This window comes from Streptomyces puniciscabiei (assembly GCF_006715785.1).
In the GTDB taxonomy this organism is placed as follows: Bacteria; Actinomycetota; Actinomycetes; order Streptomycetales; family Streptomycetaceae; genus Streptomyces; species Streptomyces puniciscabiei.
Window position 1 is genome coordinate 1884082 of sequence record NZ_VFNX01000001.1, and the last position, 20065, is coordinate 1904146.

Below are 20065 nucleotides of genomic sequence, written 5' to 3' on the forward strand. Positions count from 1 at the left end.
CCGACGCCGATGAGACTCCCTTACGAGGGACCGGCCGGAGGAGGTGGGGCTGTCATGGATCGAAGTCGACCGTGCAGTACCACTCGCTCTTCCGCCCGTTGATGTAGTCGCTGGCTGGTTTCCGGCTGTTCCACGCCTCCCGTGCGCGTTGCCCTTCGGAAGAGCACTTCGTTTCGCTTTGCCCTGATCGTCTGATCACCCGATCTGCCTGATCGAATCAGTTCTGCATCAGTAGCGAAGTCGCCACCGCGACGGTGCGGTGCTCCCCGCTTTGTGGACGTGCCAAACATCCGCAGTGAAAACGTCCTCATTCCGGGTAGTTCCACCCGTCGCCGGCGGTCTTTCGTTGCCTGTCGCGAAGGAGCCTGCCCATGTCGATGATCCGCGACCTGCGCGCCGTGGTCCGTCCGTCCCGCGTCTCGCTGCGCAAGGCCACGAGCGCGTCGAGCACGTCGTACGACACCACCCGCGACCCGGCCACCCCGTCGGCCGTCGTCGACTGCGCCGTCTACCGCGACGGCGCCCGGGTCGCGAGCGCGAAGCCGCTCAGCCCTCAGGAGGCGATGCGGCAGGTGCGGCGCGACGGCGGCTTCGTGTGGATCGGTCTGCACGAGCCGACGGAGGCCGAATTCGCCGGTATCGCGAGCGAGTTCGGGCTGCACCCGCTGGCCGTCGAGGACGCGGTGCAGGCCCACCAGCGGCCCAAGCTGGAGCGGTACGACGACTCGCTCTTCACCGTGTTCAAGACCATCCACTACGTCGAGCACGACCGGCTCACCGCCAACAGCGAGGTCGTGGAGACCGGCGAGGTCATGTGCTTCACCGGCCGGGACTTCTTCATCACCGTCCGGCACGGCGGCCAGGGCTCGCTGCGGGCCCTCCGGCACCGCCTCCAGGACGACCCGGAGCTGCTGGCAAAGGGCCCCTCGGCGGTGCTGCACGCGATCGCCGACCATGTCGTGGACGGCTACATCGCGGTCGCCGACGCGGTGCAGGACGACATCGACGAGGTGGAGACCGAGGTCTTCTCGCCGGGCCGCAAGGGCGGGGTCTCCCGTGGTGTGGACTCGGCACGGATCTACCAACTCAAGCGTGAGGTACTGGAGTTCAAGCGGGCGGTGGCTCCCCTGCTGCGCCCGATGCAGCTGCTGAGCGAGCGGCCGATGCGGCTGGTCGACCCGGACATCCAGAAGTACTTCCGGGACGTGGCCGACCACCTCGCCCGGGTCCAGGAGCAGGTGCTGGGCTTCGACGAACTCCTCAACTCCATCCTCCAGGCCAACCTGGCGCAGGCGTCCGTCGCGCAGAACGAGGACATGCGCAAGATCACCGCCTGGGCCGCGATCATCGCCGTGCCGACGATGGTGACCGGTGTGTACGGCATGAACTTCGACCACATGCCGGAGCTGCACTGGAAGTACGGCTACCCGCTGGTCCTGGGCGTCACCATCGCCATGTGCGTGGGCATCCACCGGGTGCTCAAGCGCAACGGCTGGCTGTGAGCGGGCGCTGGATAGGCTGGGCCCATGACAAGCGAGCTGCTCGACCGGGCCCTCATCGAGGAGGCCTCGAAGAAGTCCGGCCTCATCTGGGTCAGGGGCGCCGGGTCCCCCGCCGCGCGTGCGCTGTGGCACGTGTGGCACGAGGGCGCGGTGTGCCTGGTCGGCGACGGGCCCGGTGAGCAGCCCCTCGAAGGGCTGGTCGACGGGGGCACCGCCGAGGTCACCGTGCGCAGCAAGGACAAGGGCGGCCGGCTGGTGACGTTCCCGGCGACCGTGTCCGAGCTGTCCCCCCGCTCCGAGGAGTGGGAGGCGGCCGTCGCCGAGCTGAAGGGCAAACGCCTGAACGCCCCCGACGGCGAGGAGATGCCGGGCCGCTGGGCGCGTGAGTGCCGGGTGCTGCGCCTGGCTCCGGCGGGGTCCGTGCTGCCGTTGCCTTCCGACAGCCTGGCCGAGCGGCCGGTCACGACTCCGGCGACCACGCGGATGCCGATTCCGGCGGGCTTGCCGAGGCTGCTTGCGAAGCGGCGAAAGGGAAAGCGGAAGGGAAAGTAGCGGCGGGGCTGGTCTCGGTCCGGGACGGCCGGAAGGCGCCGCGGGGGCCGAGCGCCGTCGCGGCGGACAGGACCGGGCGCCGCACCGGACGAACTAGGACGTCGGCAGCTGCTTGCCGTAGTCCACAGTCTCACCCTTCGCGGGCTCGGCGACGGTGAAGTCCTTGCCCCAGTCCGAGAAGCTGAGCGTGCCCGCCCCGCCGCCGCGGACCAGGCGGAGGGGGTACGGCGTGCCCTCCAGGGAGACGTCGAGGCTGCCGCCGGAGCCCTTGTCGCCGGTGATGCGGATGGTGCGGGTACCCGCGTCGTCGTGGTGGCCGTCCGTCGCCAGTGTGCCGTGGAGTGTGAGCAGTCCGTCGAGGAGGACGTCCTTGTCCGTGAAGCCACTGAACTTCTTGTACGCGGGGTCCGCCTGCGGCACCTTGACGTACTTGCCGTTCAGCGAGGCGGCCGCGCCGTCGCCGCTTTTGCCGTCGGCCTGGTTCCAGAAGTCCGCGTCGGCCTTCAGATACAGCTGCCTGCCGACCCGCAGCAGTTTGAAGGTCGCCCCCTTCGACGTCACGGACCCGGTGCCGCCGTCGGCCTTGAGCTGCATGTCCAGCGTGTACGTACGGCCGCTGGTGACGACCGTGCCGGACAGCCGTACCGCGGACGCCGACGCCGCCGCCGCCCGTGTCCTCGCCTGGATCCGGTCGGCGGGCAGCTTGCCCACGCCGTTGGTCCCCGCGTCCGGATCCCCGCCGCCGCACCCCGTCAGCACCGCCACCCCTGTCACGGCCAGTGCGCACAGCGCGGTGACCCGCGCGGCCCGGCCGGTTCGGCCCTGGGGAATCGCAGTCACAGGTGGGGCTGCCTTTCTGACGGTTCCTGAGCGGCGTACCGCAGCGTACCGGTGCCCCGGTCGCCCGGCGGAGCCAGTCCGTCCGGAGGGCCCACCGGGGCGTATCCGATCAGGAGGGGCTAGCCTGAAGCGCAACCGTGCGGGCATTTCCGAGCAACTCACACGAACCCCACCCAAAGGAACCACAGCCATGGCAGCCGGCGCCCCCCGGATCTTCGTCTCGCACCTCGCCGGGGTCCCCGTCTTCGACCCGAACGGCGACCAGGTGGGCCGCGTGCGCGACCTCGTCGTGATGCTGCGCGTGGGCCGCAAACCCCCGCGCCTGCTCGGGCTGGTCGTCGAACTGGTCACCCGGCGCCGCATCTTCCTGCCCATGACCCGGGTCACCGGCGTCGAGTCCGGGCAGGTCATCACCACCGGCGTGATGAACGTCCGGCGCTTCGAGCAGCGGCCCACCGAGCGGCTGGTCTTCGGCGAGCTGCTGGACCGGCGGGTGACCCTGGTGGAGACCCGCGAGGAGGTCACCGTCCTCGACCTGTCCGTGCAGCAGCTGCCGGCCCGCCGCGACTGGGAGGTCGACCGCGTCTTCGTCCGCAAGGGCAGGAAGGCGAGCGCCTTCAGGCGGGCCAAGGGCGAGACGCTGACCGTCGAGTGGTCGGCCGTCACCGGCTTCTCCCTGGAGGAGCACGGACAGGGCGCCGAGAGCCTGCTCGCCACCTTCGAGCAGCTGCGCCCCGCCGACCTCGCCAACGTCCTGCACCACCTCTCCCCCAAGCGACGGGCCGAGGTCGCCGCCGCCCTCGACGACGACCGGCTGGCCGACGTGCTCGAGGAGCTGCCGGAGGACGACCAGATCGAGATCCTCGGCAAGCTCAAGGAGGAGCGCGCGGCGGACGTCCTGGAGGCCATGGACCCCGACGACGCGGCCGACCTGCTCGGTGAGCTGCCCGAGGCGGACAAGGAGCGGCTGCTGAGCCTGATGCAGCCGTCCGACGCGGCCGACATGCGCCGGCTGATGTCGTACGAGGAGCACACGGCCGGCGGTCTGATGACCACCGAGCCGATCGTGCTGCGCCCGGACGCCACGGTCGCCGACGCGCTCGCCCGGGTCCGCAACCCCGACCTCTCCCCGGCCCTCGCCGCCCAGGTCTACGTCTGCCGTCCGCCGGACGAGACCCCGACCGGCAAGTACCTGGGCACGGTCCACTTCCAGCGGCTGCTGCGCGAGCCGCCGTACTCCCTGGTCAGCTCCATCGTCGACACGGACCTGCAGCCACTGGACCCGGACGCGGCGCTGCGCGTCATCGCCGGGTTCTTCGCCACGTACGACATGGTCGCCGCGCCCGTGGTGGACGAGTCCGGGTCACTGCTCGGCGCGGTCACCGTGGACGACGTACTGGACCACATGCTGCCCGAGGACTGGCGGGAGACGGAGTTCCACCTGAACGACGAGAACGAGGGGGTGGGGACCTATGGCTCCTGAGCGCGACACCGCGACCCGTGAGCGCACCCCGGCGGGCGCCACGGCCGCCACCCGGCCCCGTGCGCCCCGCCTGGACCAGCCGCGCCCGCCGCGCCGCCGGATCATCCCCGAGTGGGACCCGGAGGCCTTCGGCCGGCTGTCGGAGCGGATCGCCCGCTTCCTGGGCACGGGACGCTTCATCGTCTGGATGACGGTCGTCATCATCGTCTGGGTGCTGTGGAACATCGCCGCGCCCCGGCATCTGCGCTTCGACGAGTACCCGTTCATCTTCCTGACCCTGGCGCTGTCCCTGCAGGCCTCCTACGCGGCCCCGCTGATCCTGCTTGCACAGAACAGGCAGGACGACCGCGACCGGGTCAACCTGGAGCAGGACCGCAAGCAGAACGAGCGGTCCATCGCCGACACCGAGTACCTGACCCGGGAGATCGCCGCGCTGCGCCTGGGCCTGGGCGAGGTGGCGACCCGCGACTGGATCCGCTCGGAGCTGCAGGATTTCGTCAAGGAGCTGGAGGAACGCCGTCGGCACGACGGGCACCCCGGGCATGTCGTATTCCCGGCGGAACGGTCAGATCGGTCTCCGGGACGTGACACAGACGACCGCTGAGGGGCATCCCGGACGCCCCTCGGCGCGCCGTACCATCGTTCTCATGGCTACGGAAGACGCGGTGCGCGAGGCACTGGCGACGGTGAACGACCCCGAGATCAACCGACCCATCACCGAACTGGGGATGGTCAAATCGGTGGAGATCGGGGATGACGGCGTGGTCGCGGTCACCGTGTACCTGACGGTCTCCGGCTGCCCCATGCGCGACACCATCACCCAGCGCGTCACCGAGGCGGTCTCCCGGGTCGAGGGCGTCACCCGCGTCGACGTCACCCTCGACGTGATGAGCGACGAGCAGCGCAAGGAGCTGGCGGCGGCCCTGCGCGGCGGCCAGGCCGAGCGCGAGGTCCCGTTCGCCAAGCCCGGCAACCTCACCCGCGTCTACGCGGTCGCCTCCGGCAAGGGCGGCGTCGGCAAGTCCTCGGTGACGGTGAACCTGGCGGCCGCCATGGCCGCCGACGGCCTCAAGGTGGGCGTCGTCGACGCCGACATCTACGGCCACAGCGTGCCGCGCATGCTGGGCGCGGACGGCCGCCCCACCCAGGTCGAGAACATGATCATGCCGCCGTCGGCGAACGGCGTGAAGGTCATCTCCATCGGCATGTTCACCCCGGGTAACGCCCCGGTCGTCTGGCGTGGCCCGATGCTGCACAGGGCGCTGCAGCAGTTCCTGGCGGACGTGTACTGGGGCGACCTGGACGTCCTGCTCCTGGACCTCCCGCCCGGCACCGGCGACATCGCGATCTCCGTCGCCCAGCTGATCCCGAACGCCGAGATCCTGGTCGTGACGACCCCGCAGCAGGCGGCGGCCGAGGTCGCCGAGCGGGCCGGCTCCATCGCCGTCCAGACCCACCAGAAGATCGTCGGCGTGGTCGAGAACATGTCCGGCCTGCCCTGCCCGCACTGCGGCGAGATGGTCGACGTCTTCGGCACGGGCGGCGGCCAGATGGTCGCCGACGGCCTCACCCGCACCACGGGTACGACCGTCCCGGTCCTCGGCAACATCCCGATCGACGTCCGCCTCCGCGAGGGCGGCGACGAGGGCAAGCCGGTGGTCCTGACCGACCCGGACTCCCCGGCGGGATCCGCCCTGCGGGCCATCGCCGGCAAGCTGGGCGGCCGCCAGCGGGGCCTGTCGGGCCTGTCGCTGGGGATCACGCCGAAGAACAAGTTCTGAGAGCTTTCCGGCCCTACGGCGAAGGGGCGCCGAGAGCAACGGCGCCCCTTTTTCCGCTGAGTCCCGCCGGCTAGGCGTACGCGGCAACGTCCTTCACGACGGCGAACCCTAGACCGTACGCGCTCATCCCGCGCCCGTACGCCCCCAAGTGCACCCCCGCCTCGGTCGTACCCGCGAGCACCCACCCGAACTCCGACTCCCGGTAATAGAACGAGGCCGCAGCCCCATCCACGGGAAGAGAGAGCCGGCTCCACTCCGGCCCCTCCAGATCGTCGGCCAGGGCCCACGCGGTCTCCGTCTGCTGCTCCAGCCAGTCGTCCCGCAGGCTGTGGTCCATCTGCCCCGGCCAGGTGAAGGACAGCAGCCCCACCCCGGCCAGCCACGCCGCCGAGGAGACCGACGTGGCCTCCAGCAGCCCCGTACCGTCCGCGCTCCTCCGGGACGGCTGCGCGGCGACGGTGACGACCACCGCGAACTTCTCCCGCGGCTCACCGGCGGAGCCGGCCTCGCCCCGCACGGAGGGCTCGTCGCCGTGTCCGATCGAGCCGTGTTCGACGGCGCCGTCGGCCGTCGTCCCCACCTGCATCAGCCAGCGTGGACCGGTGAACGCCTCGTCGAGGCCGTACCAGGGGAAAGGTGCCTGCAGATAACCGTCGACCGTACGCCGGGCGGAGGGGAGCTGCTGCGCACCCTCCGCGGCCGGCGACTGCGCGCCCACCCGACTCGTCGTCTCCATCTGCCCGGACGCCTCCTCGCTCTCGTCGGACCAGCGGTGGCCCGCCCCCCTTCGGGCGTACTCGTCCGGTCCGCACAACAACTCGGCAGCATATCCACACCGGTGAGAGCCGCAGGGCAGGCGCTGGATGCGTGGGTCGCGCGAACGGCCTGTTCAGGCCGTGTGCGACGGGGGCGTGCTATGAAACGCGTCACGTGCGCGGGGTACGCCCGCGTGCGCGTGTCGGCGCCGGGGATGCGCCTGGGGGCGTCCGCTAGGTGGCGTCCGCTAGGTGGCGTCCGCGTCGAAGGGCGGCCGCTCGTCCTTGGCGGGCGCCTCGGGCTTCTTGGTCATGTCGACACGCCCCGAGGCGGCCGAACCCGCGGCCGACGAGGACGCCGAGGAGCCCGCGGACGACGCGGACACCTCGCTCTCCCGCCCGTTGACCGCGTCCGTGATCTCGGCCATCTCCTTCTTCAGCGGGTCGAACCCGTTGCGGATCTCCTTCAGGCCCAGCTCGTCGTTGTCCAGCTGCTTGCGGATGAACGTCTTCGGGTTGAGATCCTCGAACTCGAAGTCCTTGAACTCCGGACCCAGTTCGTTGCGGATGTCCTGCTTGGCACTCTCCGAGAACTCGCGGATCTTCCGGATCGTGCGCGTCACGTCCTGGATGACCTTCGGGAGCTTGTCCGGACCGAAGACGAGCACGGCGAGCACGATGATGGTCACCAGCTCCAGTGGCCCTATGTCATTGAACACCTGACGCTCCTTGCGATGTCCTCGGTCGCTCAACGGTACCCGGCGTTCCTGTCCGACCGGTACCGTCCCGAGGTGAGACTTGTGTCAGTTCTGCTCGGCCGCGCCCAGTCGGAGCGGGACGTCCCGGTCCGTGCCGTCGCGCCGGACCGTCAGCCGCAGCCGGTCGCCGGGCCGGTGCGCGCGGATCTTGACGATCAGTTCCTCGGCCGTGTGCACGCGCTCCCCGTCGACCTCGGTGATGACGTCGCCCGCCTTGAGACCGGCCCGGTCACCCGGGCCGCCTCTGCTCACGGCGGGGCCGCCGTTCGCGCTCGTGCTGTCGATCCGGGCGCCGTCGCCGGTGTACGCCATGTCGAGGGTGACGCCGATCACGGGGTGGGTCGCGTGGCCGTCGCTGATCAGTTCCTCGGCGACCCGCTTGGCCTGGTTCACCGGGATGGCGAAGCCGAGACCTATGGACCCGGCCTGGCTGCTGTCCGAGTCGGAGCCGCCGTCGGCGGAACGGATGGCGGAGTTGATGCCGATGACCTGGGCCCGGGAGTCGAGGAGCGGGCCGCCGGAGTTGCCCGGGTTGATCGGGGCATCGGTCTGCAACGCGTCGACGTAGCTGACGTCACTGCCGTCGCCCTTCTCTCCCCCGGCCGTGATGGGCCGCTCCTTGGCGCTGATGATGCCGGAGGTGACGGTGCCCGCGAGGTCGAAGGGAGCGCCGATGGCGACGACGGGGTCGCCGACCCGGACGTCGTCGGAGTTGCCGAGCGGCAGCGGGGTGAGCCCGTGCACGCCGTGGACCTGGACGACGGCGAGGTCGTAGCCGCTGTCGTGGCCGACGACCTCGGCCTTGACGGTGTCGCCGCTGCTGAACGTCACGGATATCGCGCCGCCTGAGCCGGCCGGCGCGACGACGTGGTTGTTGGTGAGGATGTACCCCCGGGTGTCGAGCACGAAGCCGGTGCCGGTGTCGCTCTGTTCGGTGCCGGTGACGTGCAGGGTGACGACGCTGGGCAGCGCGCGGGCGGCTATCGCGGCCACGCTGTCCGGCGCCCGCCCGGCAGGCACGTGCCCGGCCTGCGGCAGCCGTACGTCGTCCCCCAGCCCCTGCTTCTCGACCCAGGCGCCGGCCACCCCGCCGGCAACCGCGGACACCAGGGCCACCAGGAGGCTCCACCCCACCAACAGCCGCCTCCCCCGCCGCCCGCGCTCCTCCTGGGTCGGCACCCCGGCCCCGGTCTGCTGCCACGCCCCCGCCCCGAACACCTGCTCCTTGGGAGACTCCACAGCCCACGGGTCATAACGCCGCCCCGCCTCCATCCCGGAGAGGGGCGGCACCGGGGGGCCTGCGGGAGCGGGGGCACCGGGCGCCGGGACGCCGGGGGCTGGAGCGGCCGGGGCGGGCGCGCCGGGGGCGGGTGCCGAGGGGGCGGGTGCCGAGGGGGCGGCAGCGCCGGGCGGCTGAACGCCGGGGTTGGGCGCCGCCGGGACGGGAGCACCGGACGGCTGAACGCCAGGCGCAGGCACCGCCGCAACGGGACCACCGGGCGGCCGAACCTCAGGCGCAGGCACCGCCGCAACGGGAGCACCGGACGGCTGAACGTCAGGGGTGGGCGCCGCAGGGGCCGAGGTGTCGGCGGCTGGGGCGGCGGGGGTCGGCGCCTCGGGGATTGTGGTCGGCGCCCCGGGGACTGTGAGGGGAGCGGTGGCACCGGGTGGGGGTACGTCGGCACCGGTGGTGTGTGCCGCCGGAGCGGGTACGCCGTGTGCCGGGGTGTGCGGCCCCGTTACGGGTGTGGGCGTGGGCGCCTGGGCTGCCGGTGCGGGTGGCCCGGGAACCGGCGTGGGAGCCCCGGGTGCCGTCGATGGAGCGGTGGGGGCAGGCGCGGGTGTTCCCCGAGCCGGGCCCTGGGCCGCGGTGACCGCAGGGTGCTGTACGGGCGGCGCGGGCGCCCAGGGGCCCGGCTGGCCGTACGGCGGTGTGCCGTAGGGGTCCGGGTCGTGCAACGGCTTGGGCCGCTCGGTGGGAGCCGCCCAGGCGCCTGCCCCGGGCCCGGTCGAGCTGTCGGCCGGAGCGGGCCCGTCCGCCTCGGCACCGGCCGTCGGCTCCGACACCGGCTTGGCCAGCTCGAAGTCGCCGTCCTCGGTCGGCTCGAAGGACCCGTCGGCCAAGGCCTCGGCATTGTCCCCCTCACCCGTCTCGGACCCGGCCCGCCCCGACCCGGCTCCCTGCGCCGGGGCGGAGTCGCTCGGTGTCGCCCCCGCCGTTCCCTCCGGGCCGGACTCCGGTGGGACACGGTTGCCCTTGTTCATGCTCTCCCCACGGCTGGCCGCGGCCGCACGCGTCGGCGGCGGCCGCGGAACGTCGACTGCGCCCCCGGGTCAACGCCGCGGGAACGGCCCTCACCGGATTCAACCAGGTTCGCGGGCCGTGGCGAAGGGGCCGGTCAGGGGGTCCGGCGGGGAGTGGTGGGGGACGCGGTGGGGGCGGGGGTGGTGCTGAGGGCGGGGGCGGGGAGCGGGGCGGGCAGCAGGCCGGAGCCGGGCGTTCCGGGAACTCTCGACCAGGCGGCGAGCGGATAGACCACGGTGTCGTCGAGCGGACGTATCAGCGGGGAGACCGCGGCCGCACCGGCCATCACCGGCGCGGTCAGGCCGCTCACGGCGTCGGCGCCCTGGGCCTGGCCGGTGCCGGGGGCCGGCAGCCCGGGCACCAGCGGCGCGGCCATCGAGGTCGGAACGGCCGGCGTCGGTCCGAGCTGGGTACCGCCCTGGGCGAACAGCGGTGCCTTCGAGCGGCGGCGCTGACTGTCGGGGGTGGCCGCCCCCGAGCCCACGCCGGTGCCCGCCGAGCGCGCCGGGACCACATTGCTGCCGGCGCCGGAGCCGCCGCGAGCGTCCGCGGTGGTGTCACCGGGGATGGCGGTGGTGACGCCGCCCAGGGCGACCGCGGCCAGCGACACCGCGCCCGCGGCGGCGACCGCGAACCGCAGGCCGCGCGAGGCGGAGCGGCCGTCGTCCGGGCGGCCGACGGGATGGATACGGAAGCCGCGCTCCTCGGCGGCGGGGACGGGGCCGGCCGGATGCGCGGGGCCGTGCGGACGGGCCGGGACGTATCCGAACGCGAAGCGCTCGCCGCGCCTCACTCCGAAGACCCCGAAGACGCCGGAGGCGCCCGAGCCGCCGGCTGCTCCCGTCGCCCCTGGGGTGTCGTCGTCGTCCGAGCCGCGGCCGAAGAGTCCCCCGGGCGGCGACATGCCGTCGCCGTCCAGGTCACCTCCTCCGGGCAGGCCCTGCAGGCGGGCCAGGAGGCTCGCCGAGGGAGGCGGCGGGGCCGCCTCCGCGAACACGCTCTTCAGCCGGCGCTGGGCATCCGCCTCCGCCTTGCACCGGGCGCAGGTGGCCAGGTGCGCGAGGACCCGCTCACGCGACTCATGACCGAGCTCTCCGTCCACCAGGGCGGAGAGCCGGTCTCCCAGGTGCTGCTCTGCGAGGTGTGCCTCCGCAGGTTTGGGCCGGGATCCACTCACGCGGTCGCGCCCCCTCCCCCCAGAGCGGGGACACGGGCCAGGAAGGTGCGCCGCTCGGCCGCGCGCGCCTCCGGGGACCGGTGCGCGAGCGCCTTGCGGAGCTGGGAGCGGCCACGGTGGATACGGGAGCGGACCGTGCCGAGCTTCACGCCGAGGGTCGCGGCGATCTCCTCGTACGACAGGCCCTCGATGTCGCACAGGACGACGGCGGCGCGGAACTCGGGCGCGAGGGTGTCCAGGGCCTGCTGGACGTCGGCGTCGAAGTGCGCGTCGTTGAAGAGCTGCTGCGGGGTGGGCTCGCGGCTGGCCAGGCGCTCGGCCGCGTCCTCGCCGAGTGCGTCGAAGCGGATGCGCTGCTTGCGCCGGACCATGTCCAGGAACAGGTTGGTGGTGATGCGGTGCAGCCAGCCCTCGAAGGTGCCCGGCGAGTATGTCGACAGGGAGCGGAAGACGCGGACGAAGACCTCCTGGGTGAGGTCCTCGGCGTCGTGCTGATTGCCCGTCAGGCGGTAGGCGAGCCGGTACACCCGGCCGCTGTGCGTGCTGACGATCTCCTCCCACGTGGGCGGAGTCCACGCCTGCCCGTCCGCGTCGGTGGAGAAGGTCGCGGTCTGGGCCTCGCCTGCGGCGAGACCGGCGTGGTGGTCAGCAGCGGTGTCGGTCACGGATTTCGGCCTGCCCGCCGACCCGAGGAAGCGCCGCAGCACTCCACCCCGATCCTCGGGCGCAGCCGCACCTCCCCTGTCGGCTCTGGTGGTGTCCAGTGGAGCCCCTACCATAGCCACCTCGCCCGTTAGCTCCGGATAAGCGGTTTTACGAGAATTTGATACTCGCTGATACGGCTCGTGCGGCTGCGTCAGCAGTTGCTCGGCGGTCTGATCCACCTCTCGCCCCCCGTCGCGTCGCCGGCCACCGTCTCATCCCTATAAACGCCCGGTCCCATCTGCGGGTTCCCGCCACCAACGGATACAGTCACGCCCAGGCAACCACGGGGACAGGAGAGGGTCATTACCGGCAACCGGCAGACGAGCTGGGCGTTCGCCGACGCCTTTGTCGCCGAGGACGACGCGCTGCGGTGGGCCCGCGACCGGGCCCGCGACGCCGGGCTGCGCTCGGTGTCGCCCAGCACCGGCGCCGCGCTGCGACTGCTCGCCGCCTCCGTGGACGCGAAGGCGGTCGCGGAGATCGGCACGGGCTGCGGGGTGTCCGGAATCCATCTGCTGCACGGCATGCGCCCGGACGGGGTGCTCACCACGGTCGACCCGGAGCCGGAGCACCAGCAGTTCGCCCGCCAGGCCTTCCGCGCCTGCGGCTTCGCCAGCAACCGGGCCCGCTTCATCCCCGGCCGCGCCCTGGACGTGCTGCCCCGCCTCGCGGACGCCGGCTACGACCTCGTCTTCTGTGACGGCGACCGGCTGGAGTACCTGGACTACCTAGCTGAATCGTTGCGTCTGCTGCGGCCGGGCGGCCTGGTGGTCTTCGAGGGCGTCTTCGCCAACGGCCGTACGGTGGACTCGGGGCCGCAGCCCACCGAAGTGCTGCGGCTGCGGGAGCTGCTGCGCGCGGTGCGCGAGAGCCAGGAGCTCGTCCCTTCACTGCTGCCGGTGGGCGACGGGCTGCTGTGCGCCGTCAAGCGGTGACCGGCCCGCCGCGGGACGGATACGCGACTGCCCCGGCACCGCGTACGATGCCGGGGCAGTCCGAAGGACAGGATCGCTGGGACGTCAGACGACGACCTTCTTGAGGGCGTCGCCGAGCGCCTCGGCCTCGTCAGGGGTCAGCTCGACGACGAGTCGACCGCCGCCTTCGAGCGGAACGCGCATGACGATGCCCCGCCCCTCCTTGGTCACCTCGAGCGGGCCATCACCCGTCCGCGGCTTCATGGCCGCCATGCTCGTTCCCCTTCCTGAAACCAGCTCATCGTCTGCCGAGAGCCCTGGGAGGGCATCCGCGACTCCGAAACGGACACGCGACACCGGCATCGAACACATTGCTTCCCAGCCATTATCCCGCATCGCAGGACCCGATGACCAACATCAGTCGGCATCGCTTGGGCAACGCGCGCGAGCAAAACCACCCAATTCGGCGATGTGGCTGCGATACTGCACCGCCGCACGGACATCCGCCGGCCGGCTCCGCTCTTTTTTTCTTTGATGCAGGTCACATGTCCGGTCCGGCCCTTGGGCGGCGATCTCCGCCATGCTGTGCTTCATACACGGACGTACTGAGCGGTACGTCACCCGCTAACCGGAGGGGATGCGCCATGGCCGACACCGTGCTCTACGAGGTGAGCGACGGACTCGCGACGATCACGCTGAACCGCCCCGAGGCGATGAACGCGCTGAACATCGCGACCAAGGTCGCCCTCCGGGAGGCGGCGGAATCCGCGGCCGGGGACACGGCCGTACGGGCGATCCTGCTGACCGCGGCCGGGGACCGGGCGTTCTGCGTCGGCCAGGACCTCAAGGAGCACATCGGGCTGCTCGCATCGGACCGCGAGACCGGGTCCGGGCAGACGATGAGCACGGTCAAGGAGCACTACAACCCGATCGTGCGGGCCCTCGCCGGGGCGCCCAAGCCGGTGGTCGCCGCGGTGAACGGCGTCGCGGCAGGGGCCGGCTTCGGCTTCGCGCTCGCCGCGGACTACCGGCTGGTCGCCGACACGGCCGCCTTCAACACCTCCTTCGCGGGCGTCGCCCTGACCGCCGACTCCGGGATCTCCTGGACCCTGCCCCGGGTGATCGGCCCGAGCCGCGCCGCCGACCTGCTGCTCTTCCCGCGCAGCATCAGCGCCCAGGACGCGCTGGAACTGGGCATCGCCAACCGGGTCGTCCCCGCGGCCGAGCTGCGCGCCGAGGCCGAGAAGACGGCGCGGGCGCTGGCCGAGGGCCCGACGGTGGCGTACGCGGCCCTCAAGGAGGCGGTGGCCTACGGCCTCACGCACTCCCTCGCCGAGACCCTGGAAAAGGAGGACGAGCTGCAGGGCCGGGCCGGCCGGTCCGAGGACCACGCGATCGCCGTGCAGGCGTTCGTGAACAAGGAGAGGCCGAAGTACCTGGGCCGCTAGAGCCTGGGCGGGCCCCGTGGGCCGGTGCTACCGCGCGATGAGCAGTGCCTCCGCGCCCACCGGGCGGTAGCCGGCCGCCTGGAAGGCGCGGACACTGCGGGCGTTGCCCGCGGCCTGCTGCGACCAGACCCACTGCCCCGGGGGCACGAGGTGCCGGGCGGCCGTGGCCAGGGCCCGGCCCAGCCCCCGGTGCCGTACGTCCTCGTCCACCTCGACGGCCGTCTCCCAGCGGCCCGCCACGCCCCGTCCGAGGACGACCACTCCCCCGTCCGTCGCCCAGACGCGCACCTCGTCCCGGCGCTCGCGCGCGCTGTGCACGCGCGGATGGTCCGGGTCGGCGATCTCACGCAGCTCCAGCGGGGGGTCGCCGGGCAGGGAGCCCGCCACGGTGAGCAGATCAATGGTGTCGGTCGACCGGCCCGTGCGGGCCAGGAACGCGGCCAGGAAGCGGGGGTTCATCGCCGCCGCCAGCGCGTCGCAGTCGAGGGACGCGAGCGTGCTGCGCACCCACTGGGGGTCCTCGTCCGTGAAGACCACGGAGTGCGCGGTGAACGCGATCACTCCGGCGTCGCGACGGCTCGGCTGCGGCACCACGGTCGTGCCGCCGTCGGGAGCCGGGAAGCGCCCCCGGGCCGCCGCGTCCAGGATGTCGGCCAGGGTCGGGGACGGGGACGTCGGGTCAGGCACCGGCGCCTCGCGCCACGCACGTCTCCAGGTGGTCGTCGACCAGGCCGCAGGCCTGCATCAACGCGTAGGCGGTCGTCGGGCCGACGAATCTGAGGCCGCGTTTCTTCAGGGCCTTGGACAGGGCCGTGGACTCCGGGGTCACGGCCGGGACGTCGGCGAGGGTCTTCGGGGCCGGGCGGCCGGCCGGGTCGGGGGCGTGGGACCAGATCAGCTCGTCCAGCTCGCCTTCCGCCCAGTCGGCCAGCACGCGCGCGTTGGCGAGCGTGGCGTCGACCTTGGCGCGGTTGCGGATGATGCCGGGATCCGCCAGCAGGCGCTCGCGGTCCTCGTCGGTGAACGCGGCGACCTTCTCGATGCGGAAGCCGGCGAAGGCCGCGCGGAAGCCCTCGCGGCGGCGCAGGATCGTGATCCAGGACAGGCCCGACTGGAAGGCCTCCAGGCTGATCCGCTCGAAGAGGGCGTCGTCGCCGTGGACCGGGCGGCCCCACTCCTCGTCGTGGTACGCCACGTAGTCGTCGGTGGACAGCGCCCAGGGGCAGCGCAGGGCGCCGTCGGGCCCGGCGAGCGCGGCGCCGTCGCTCATCGCGGGTCCTCCGGTCGCTCGGGCTTCTCCAGGTGGACGTGTGCCGCCGCGGCTCTGGCGCCGGCCAGCGCCGACTCCAGGTCGGCGATACGGGCGTCCCGCTCGGCGAGCTCGGCGCCGAGCCGGCCGAGGGCGTCGTCGACATCCGCCATGCGGTAGCCGCGCGGGGCCAGGGGGAAGCGCAGGCTGTCCACGTCCGCGCGGTTCACCGGGCGGTCCGGGGGCAGCGGGTCCTGCAGCCGCTCCGGTGCCACCTCAGGGAGCGGGCCGCTCCCGCCGCCGCCCACCACGGCGAGGGTCACCGCGGCGACCACGACGGCCAGCGCGACGACCAGGAACAAGAACATCACCATCGCCAGGGGTCCCCACGCTCCGTGCCGGCCTGTGCCGGACGCTGAATCTGTCTGGCTCCGATCGTGCCATGCGAGTCTGACAGTTAGGGTCACAGGCGGTTGTGCTGCGGGACGTACTAGGAGAGGTCACAGCGGATGCTCAGGCTGGGCAGGCGGGAATTCGGGCCCCATGAGCCGGTGGTCATGGCGATCGTCAACCGGACTCCGGACTCCTTCTACGACCAGGGGGCCACGTTCCGCGACGAGCCGGCTCTCGCGCGCGTGGAGCAGGCGGTGGCCGAGGGTGCGGCGATCGTGGACATCGGCGGGGTGAAGGCCGGGCCGGGCGAGGAGGTCACGGCCGAGGAGGAGGCGCGGCGGACGGTCGGTTTCGTGGCCGAGGTACGGCGGCGCTTCCCGGACGTGATCATCAGCGTGGACACCTGGCGGGCCGAGGTCGGCGAGGCGGTGTGCGAGGCGGGGGCGGATCTGCTGAACGACGCGTGGGGTGGCGTCGACCCGGGGCTCGCGGAGGTCGCCGCGCGGTACGGCGTGGGGCTGGTGTGCACGCACGCGGGGGGTGTGCAGCCGCGTACGCGTCCGCACCGGGTGACGTACGACGACGTCATGGCCGACATCCTGGACGTCACGGTGGGTCTGGCCGAGCGGGCGGTCGCGCTCGGCGTGCCGCGGGAGTCGGTGCTGATCGATCCCGGGCACGACTTCGGGAAGAACACGCGGCACAGTCTGGAGGCGACGCGGCGGCTGGACGAGATGGTCGCCACGGGGTGGCCGGTGCTGGTGTCGCTGTCCAACAAGGACTTCGTGGGTGAGACGCTGGACCGGCCGGTGAAGGAGCGGTTGATCGGTACGTTGGCGACGACCGCGGTGTCCGCGTGGCTGGGGGCGCAGGTGTACCGGGTGCACGAAGTGGCCGAGACCCGCCAGGTCCTGGAGATGGTCGCGTCCATCGCCGGCCACCGGGTCCCTGCGGTGGCTCGCCGGGGTCTGGCCTAGGGACCAGGGGTCGCGTGTCCCCTGGTCCCTTCGGTCGGAGGCCCGCGCTAGCGGCCCGCCTCCTTCGACACCAGGGCCACCGCCTCCTCCACGTCGTCCGTGACGTGGAACAGAAGCAGGTCCTTCTCCGCCGCCTTCCCCTGGGCCACCAGGGTGTTCTTCAGCCAGGACACCAGGCCGCCCCAGTACTCGCTGCCGAAGAGGACGATCGGGAAGCGGGTGACCTTCTGGGTCTGGACCAGGGTCAGCGCCTCGAAGAGTTCGTCGAGGGTGCCGAGCCCGCCGGGCAGGACCACGAAACCCTGCGCGTACTTCACGAACATCATCTTGCGGACGAAGAAGTAGCGGAAGTTCAGGCCGATGTCGACGTAGGGGTTCAGGCCCTGCTCGAAGGGCAGCTCGATGCCGAGGCCGACCGAGACGCCGCCCGCCTCGCAGGCGCCCCTGTTGGCCGCCTCCATCGCGCCCGGCCCGCCGCCCGTGATCACGGCCCAGCCCGCCTCCACCAGGCCCCGGCCGAGCCGCACCCCGGCGTCGTACTCCGGCGAGTCCACCGGCGTACGTGCCGAGCCGAACACACTGATGGCGGGCGGGAGTTCGGCCAGTGTGCCGAAGCCCTCGATGAACTCCGACTGGATGCGCAGCACGCGCCAGGGGTCGGTGTGGACCCAGTCCGAGGGGCCACCGGCGTCCAGCAGCCGCTGGTCCGTCGTACTCGCCGTCACCTGTCCTCGGCGGCGGAGGACCGGTCCCAGCCGCTGCTCGTCCGGCGGGATCTTCTTCCCCTCGGGGTTGCCGGTAGGCATGTGCGCTCCCTCCGCTCGGGGGTGGTTCCACCTCAGCGTAGATCCACACCGGTTACGGAGGGGGGACATACGTATGTCCGGCACGCGTGCGCCGTACGGGCGACGCGTGCCGTCCCGCGCGGCGGCCTACGCGGTGAGCCAGTTCCGCAGGCGCTCCTCGCCCGCCAGGATCTTCGCCGTCTCCACCCGCTCGTCGCGCTTGTGGGCCAAGTGCGGGTTGCCCGGGCCGTAGTTGACGGCCGGGATGCCGAGCGCGGAGAAGCGGGAGACGTCCGTCCAGCCGTACTTGGGGCGGGGCGTGCCGCCCACCGCCTCGATGAAGGCCGCGGCGGCCGGGTGGGAGAGGCCGGGCAGCGCGCCGCCGCTGTGGTCGTCGACCACGAACTCCGCCACGCCGCAGTCCGCGAACACCTCGCGGACGTGCGCGATCGCCTCCTCCTCGGTGCGGTCGGGGGCGTAGCGGAAGTTGACCGTCACCACGCACTCGTCGGGGATGACGTTGCCGGCGACCCCGCCGCTGATGCCCACCGCGTTCAGGCCCTCGCGGTACTCCAGGCCGTCGATCACGGGGTAGCGGGGCTCGTAGGCGGCCAGCCGGGCCAGGATCGGGGACGCCGCGTGGATGGCGTTGGAGCCCATCCAGGAGCGCGCCGAGTGGGCCCGCTCGCCCGTCGTCCTCAGCAGCACCCGCAGGGTGCCCTGGCAGCCGCCCTCGACCTCGCCGTCGGACGGCTCCAGCAGGACCGCGAAGTCGCCCTCCAGCCACTCCGGGTGGGCCATGGCCACGTGCCTGAGGCCGTTCAGTTCGGCGGCGACCTCCTCGTTGTCGTAGAAGACGAAGGTGAGGTCGCGGTTGGGAGCGGGGACCGTGGCCGCGATGCGCAGCTGCACCGCGACGCCCGACTTCATGTCGCAGGTGCCGCAGCCCCACAGCACGCCGTCCTCGTCCAGGCGCGAGGGCACGTTGTCCGCGATCGGGACCGTGTCGATGTGGCCGGCCAGGATCACGCGCTCGGCGCGGCCCAGGTTCGTACGGGCGATCACGTTGTTGCCGTAGCGGTCGACCGTCAGGTGCGGCAGGGCGCGCAGGGCGGTCTCGATCGCGTCCGCGAGCGGCTTCTCGGTGCCGCTCTCGGAGGGGAAGTCCACGAGCTGTGCGGTGAGTGCGGCGGCGTCGAGCGTGAGGTCAAGCGAGGTGTCGGCCATGGCGTCGACCCTAGCGCGCCACCCTCCTGGGCCTGGGGTAAGCGCTGTCCGGACGACCCCACGTGAGGCCCCGGCGGGCCTCCAGTACCTTGTACGCGTGCCAGAGCCGTCCCCCACCCGTCCCAAACGCCGCGGCCGCCTCTTCCGTTTCGGCGCGGCCCTGTTGGTCCTGTGCGGCGTCGCCGCGTACCTCGTGGTGCAGTACGTCACCGGAGGCGGCGGAGCGCGCGGCTGCAAGGTGGTGTCGGCCGAGGGTGACGGAACGTCGTACGAGTTCACCCCGGAGCAGGCGGTGAACGCGGCGACGATCGCGGCCGTCGGCACCGGGCGCGGGATGCCCGAGCGCGCGGTGACGATCGCGCTGGCGACCGCCCTGCAGGAGTCGGGGCTGCGCAACGTCGAGCACGGCGACCGGGACTCGCTGGGCCTGTTCCAGCAGCGGCCCTCGCAGGGCTGGGGCACCGAGCAGCAGATCATGGACCCGGCGTACGCGGCGGGCATCTTCTACGCGCACCTGGCCAAGGTGCCGCACTACACCGGTCTGCCGCTGACCGAGGCGGCCCAGGAGGTCCAGCGCAGCGGCTATCCGGAGGCCTACGCCAAGCACGAGCCGGACGCACAGCTGCTGGCGGCGGCGCTGACCGGGCGCGCGGCGGCCACGCTGACCTGCGACGGACGCCCGGCGACCACGGCCTCGGCGACGGGTCCGGACGCCGTACGGGCCGCGTTGGTACGGGACTTCGGGCGGGACGCGCTGCAGGAGACCGGTGCGGAGGTGGGCGGTACGCCCGTGCCGTCGCCCTCTCCCTCGCCGAGCGTGACCGCGACCGCGCAGGGGCGGACCGTGACCGTGCCGGTGCCGCAGGGCACGAAGGTGGACACGATCGGGCGCGGCGAGCGGCAGCGGGGCTGGCAGCTGGCGCAGTGGGCCGTGGCCAACTCCTCGGCGCTGCACATCCAGCGGGTGTCGTACGCGGGCCGGGAGTGGGCCGCGGGCAGCGGCGGCGGGCAGTGGAAGGCGGCCGCTTCCGGCGGGTCCGGCGGCGCGGGCGCGGCGCTGGGGGTCGTCCGGATCGAGACCGGACAGTAGTACGGGAGATCACCCCGAGGGGTTGTACGGCGCCGGTCCGGGCGGCGGTTCGGACGGGACGCGTGCCGTCTCGGGGATTCCTTGGAAAACCAGGGCTGTAAGGATTCTGCGCGGGTTTTGGGCG

The 20065-nt window shown here is 72.4% G+C and carries 22 protein-coding genes; 9 read left to right on the top strand and 13 right to left on the bottom strand.

The window, feature by feature from the left end; all coding sequences use genetic code 11:
• The first annotated feature begins 371 nt into the window (after positions 1-371).
• Both FB563_RS08420 and FB563_RS08425 read left to right on the top strand, forming a co-directional pair.
• Positions 372-1502, top strand: a complete 1131-nt coding sequence (locus tag FB563_RS08420) for a magnesium and cobalt transport protein CorA (protein WP_055706884.1) — start codon at positions 372-374, stop codon at positions 1500-1502.
• 24 nt (positions 1503-1526) lie between these two features.
• Entirely contained in the window at positions 1527-2054 is a 528-nt protein-coding gene (locus FB563_RS08425; RefSeq protein ID WP_055706885.1) for a hypothetical protein, read from the top strand.
• Between the two features lie 93 nt (positions 2055-2147).
• Here the strand turns inward: FB563_RS08425 and FB563_RS08430 are convergent, their stop codons facing one another.
• A complete protein-coding gene (locus FB563_RS08430) occupies positions 2148-2894 on the bottom strand; it encodes a hypothetical protein (RefSeq protein ID WP_199832852.1) in 747 nt (248 codons plus the stop codon).
• A 190-nt stretch (positions 2895-3084) separates the two neighbouring features.
• Here FB563_RS08430 and FB563_RS08435 point away from each other — a divergent pair, with 190 nt between their 5' ends.
• The 3 genes from FB563_RS08435 to FB563_RS08445 are packed head-to-tail and all read left to right on the top strand — an operon-like array spanning position 3085 to position 6158.
• On the top strand, positions 3085-4377 hold the full coding sequence (locus FB563_RS08435) for a magnesium transporter MgtE N-terminal domain-containing protein (protein WP_055706886.1): 1293 nt from the start codon (positions 3085-3087) through the stop codon (positions 4375-4377).
• Positions 4367-4981 (top strand): DUF1003 domain-containing protein, encoded by a 615-nt coding sequence (locus FB563_RS08440; protein WP_055706887.1) that lies wholly within the window; start codon positions 4367-4369, stop codon positions 4979-4981. Before FB563_RS08435 ends, FB563_RS08440 begins: the two co-directional genes overlap by 11 nt.
• Before the next feature lie 43 nt (positions 4982-5024).
• Entirely contained in the window at positions 5025-6158 is a 1134-nt protein-coding gene (locus tag FB563_RS08445; RefSeq protein WP_055706888.1) for an Mrp/NBP35 family ATP-binding protein, read from the top strand.
• Positions 6159-6228: 70 nt separating this feature from the next.
• On the opposite strand, the gene FB563_RS08450 is transcribed toward FB563_RS08445, so the two are convergent.
• The 5 genes from FB563_RS08450 to sigE form a co-directional block, all read right to left on the bottom strand.
• Entirely contained in the window at positions 6229-6894 is a 666-nt protein-coding gene (locus tag FB563_RS08450; RefSeq protein ID WP_055706894.1) for a hypothetical protein, read from the bottom strand.
• A gap of 267 nt (positions 6895-7161) precedes the next feature.
• Complete coding sequence (locus tag FB563_RS08455; RefSeq protein WP_055706889.1) at positions 7162-7632, bottom strand: sec-independent translocase; 471 nt, start codon at positions 7630-7632, stop codon at positions 7162-7164.
• 84 nt (positions 7633-7716) lie between these two features.
• The gene (locus FB563_RS08460; RefSeq protein ID WP_435015279.1) at positions 7717-9294 is read right to left on the bottom strand and encodes a S1C family serine protease; all 1578 of its coding nucleotides are present in this window, start codon (positions 9292-9294) and stop codon (positions 7717-7719) included.
• A 776-nt stretch (positions 9295-10070) separates the two neighbouring features.
• Positions 10071-11153: a zf-HC2 domain-containing protein gene (locus FB563_RS08465; RefSeq protein WP_142218569.1), complete on the bottom strand. Its 1083-nt coding sequence runs from the start codon at positions 11151-11153 to the stop codon at positions 10071-10073.
• Complete coding sequence (gene sigE, locus FB563_RS08470; RefSeq protein ID WP_078963521.1) at positions 11150-11860, bottom strand: RNA polymerase sigma factor SigE; 711 nt, start codon at positions 11858-11860, stop codon at positions 11150-11152. Before sigE ends, FB563_RS08465 begins: the two co-directional genes overlap by 4 nt.
• A gap of 234 nt (positions 11861-12094) precedes the next feature.
• On the opposite strand from sigE, the gene FB563_RS08475 reads away from it, so the two are divergent.
• Entirely contained in the window at positions 12095-12793 is a 699-nt protein-coding gene (locus FB563_RS08475) for an O-methyltransferase (RefSeq protein ID WP_079048867.1), read from the top strand.
• Positions 12794-12877: 84 nt separating this feature from the next.
• Here the strand turns inward: FB563_RS08475 and FB563_RS08480 are convergent, their stop codons facing one another.
• Complete coding sequence (locus FB563_RS08480) at positions 12878-13045, bottom strand: DUF3117 domain-containing protein (RefSeq protein WP_018544333.1); 168 nt, start codon at positions 13043-13045, stop codon at positions 12878-12880.
• A gap of 144 nt (positions 13046-13189) precedes the next feature.
• Positions 13190-13354, bottom strand: coding sequence for a hypothetical protein (locus tag FB563_RS42825; RefSeq protein ID WP_159045545.1), 165 nt, complete (start codon positions 13352-13354; stop codon positions 13190-13192).
• Between the two features lie 62 nt (positions 13355-13416).
• Between FB563_RS42825 and chcB the strand changes: the two genes are divergently transcribed.
• A complete protein-coding gene (gene chcB / locus FB563_RS08485; RefSeq protein WP_055707264.1) occupies positions 13417-14220 on the top strand; it encodes a 2-cyclohexenylcarbonyl CoA isomerase in 804 nt (267 codons plus the stop codon).
• A 27-nt stretch (positions 14221-14247) separates the two neighbouring features.
• Here chcB and FB563_RS08490 read toward each other — a convergent pair whose 3' ends face one another.
• The 3 genes from FB563_RS08490 to FB563_RS08500 are packed head-to-tail and all read right to left on the bottom strand — an operon-like array spanning position 14248 to position 15843.
• A complete protein-coding gene (locus FB563_RS08490; RefSeq protein ID WP_055707265.1) occupies positions 14248-14907 on the bottom strand; it encodes a GNAT family protein in 660 nt (219 codons plus the stop codon).
• Positions 14900-15490: a DNA-3-methyladenine glycosylase I gene (locus tag FB563_RS08495; protein ID WP_055707266.1), complete on the bottom strand. Its 591-nt coding sequence runs from the start codon at positions 15488-15490 to the stop codon at positions 14900-14902. The genes FB563_RS08490 and FB563_RS08495 overlap by 8 nt, the downstream gene beginning before the upstream one ends.
• A complete protein-coding gene (locus FB563_RS08500) occupies positions 15487-15843 on the bottom strand; it encodes a DivIVA domain-containing protein (protein ID WP_055707267.1) in 357 nt (118 codons plus the stop codon). The genes FB563_RS08495 and FB563_RS08500 overlap by 4 nt, the downstream gene beginning before the upstream one ends.
• A gap of 135 nt (positions 15844-15978) precedes the next feature.
• Here FB563_RS08500 and folP point away from each other — a divergent pair, with 135 nt between their 5' ends.
• Complete coding sequence (folP, locus tag FB563_RS08505) at positions 15979-16839, top strand: dihydropteroate synthase (RefSeq protein WP_055707268.1); 861 nt, start codon at positions 15979-15981, stop codon at positions 16837-16839.
• Positions 16840-16886: 47 nt separating this feature from the next.
• Here the strand turns inward: folP and FB563_RS08510 are convergent, their stop codons facing one another.
• The gene (locus tag FB563_RS08510; protein WP_055707269.1) at positions 16887-17645 is read right to left on the bottom strand and encodes an LOG family protein; all 759 of its coding nucleotides are present in this window, start codon (positions 17643-17645) and stop codon (positions 16887-16889) included.
• 126 nt (positions 17646-17771) lie between these two features.
• A complete protein-coding gene (gene dapE, locus FB563_RS08515) occupies positions 17772-18851 on the bottom strand; it encodes a succinyl-diaminopimelate desuccinylase (protein WP_055707270.1) in 1080 nt (359 codons plus the stop codon).
• Between the two features lie 97 nt (positions 18852-18948).
• Here dapE and FB563_RS08520 point away from each other — a divergent pair, with 97 nt between their 5' ends.
• On the top strand, positions 18949-19941 hold the full coding sequence (locus tag FB563_RS08520; protein WP_199832870.1) for a VldE C-terminal domain-containing protein: 993 nt from the start codon (positions 18949-18951) through the stop codon (positions 19939-19941).
• Positions 19942-20065 lie beyond the last annotated feature (124 nt).

What these genes read in the sequence shown, in the direction of transcription:
- FB563_RS08420 (WP_055706884.1), top strand. Translation starts at nt 372, where the DNA reads ATGTCGATGATCCGCGACCTGCGCGCCGTGGTCCGTCCGTCCCGCGTC.
- FB563_RS08425 (WP_055706885.1), top strand. Translation starts at nt 1,527, where the DNA reads ATGACAAGCGAGCTGCTCGACCGGGCCCTCATCGAGGAGGCCTCGAAG.
- FB563_RS08435 (WP_055706886.1), top strand. Translation starts at nt 3,085, where the DNA reads ATGGCAGCCGGCGCCCCCCGGATCTTCGTCTCGCACCTCGCCGGGGTC.
- FB563_RS08440 (WP_055706887.1), top strand. Translation starts at nt 4,367, where the DNA reads ATGGCTCCTGAGCGCGACACCGCGACCCGTGAGCGCACCCCGGCGGGC.
- FB563_RS08445 (WP_055706888.1), top strand. Translation starts at nt 5,025, where the DNA reads ATGGCTACGGAAGACGCGGTGCGCGAGGCACTGGCGACGGTGAACGAC.
- FB563_RS08450 (WP_055706894.1), bottom strand. Translation starts at nt 6,894, where the DNA reads ATGGAGACGACGAGTCGGGTGGGCGCGCAGTCGCCGGCCGCGGAGGGT.
- FB563_RS08480 (WP_018544333.1), bottom strand. Translation starts at nt 13,045, where the DNA reads ATGGCGGCCATGAAGCCGCGGACGGGTGATGGCCCGCTCGAGGTGACC.
- FB563_RS42825 (WP_159045545.1), bottom strand. Translation starts at nt 13,354, where the DNA reads ATGGCGGAGATCGCCGCCCAAGGGCCGGACCGGACATGTGACCTGCAT.
- chcB (WP_055707264.1), top strand. Translation starts at nt 13,417, where the DNA reads ATGGCCGACACCGTGCTCTACGAGGTGAGCGACGGACTCGCGACGATC.
- FB563_RS08495 (WP_055707266.1), bottom strand. Translation starts at nt 15,490, where the DNA reads ATGAGCGACGGCGCCGCGCTCGCCGGGCCCGACGGCGCCCTGCGCTGC.
- FB563_RS08500 (WP_055707267.1), bottom strand. Translation starts at nt 15,843, where the DNA reads ATGGTGATGTTCTTGTTCCTGGTCGTCGCGCTGGCCGTCGTGGTCGCC.
- folP (WP_055707268.1), top strand. Translation starts at nt 15,979, where the DNA reads ATGCTCAGGCTGGGCAGGCGGGAATTCGGGCCCCATGAGCCGGTGGTC.
- FB563_RS08510 (WP_055707269.1), bottom strand. Translation starts at nt 17,645, where the DNA reads ATGCCTACCGGCAACCCCGAGGGGAAGAAGATCCCGCCGGACGAGCAG.
- dapE (WP_055707270.1), bottom strand. Translation starts at nt 18,851, where the DNA reads ATGGCCGACACCTCGCTTGACCTCACGCTCGACGCCGCCGCACTCACC.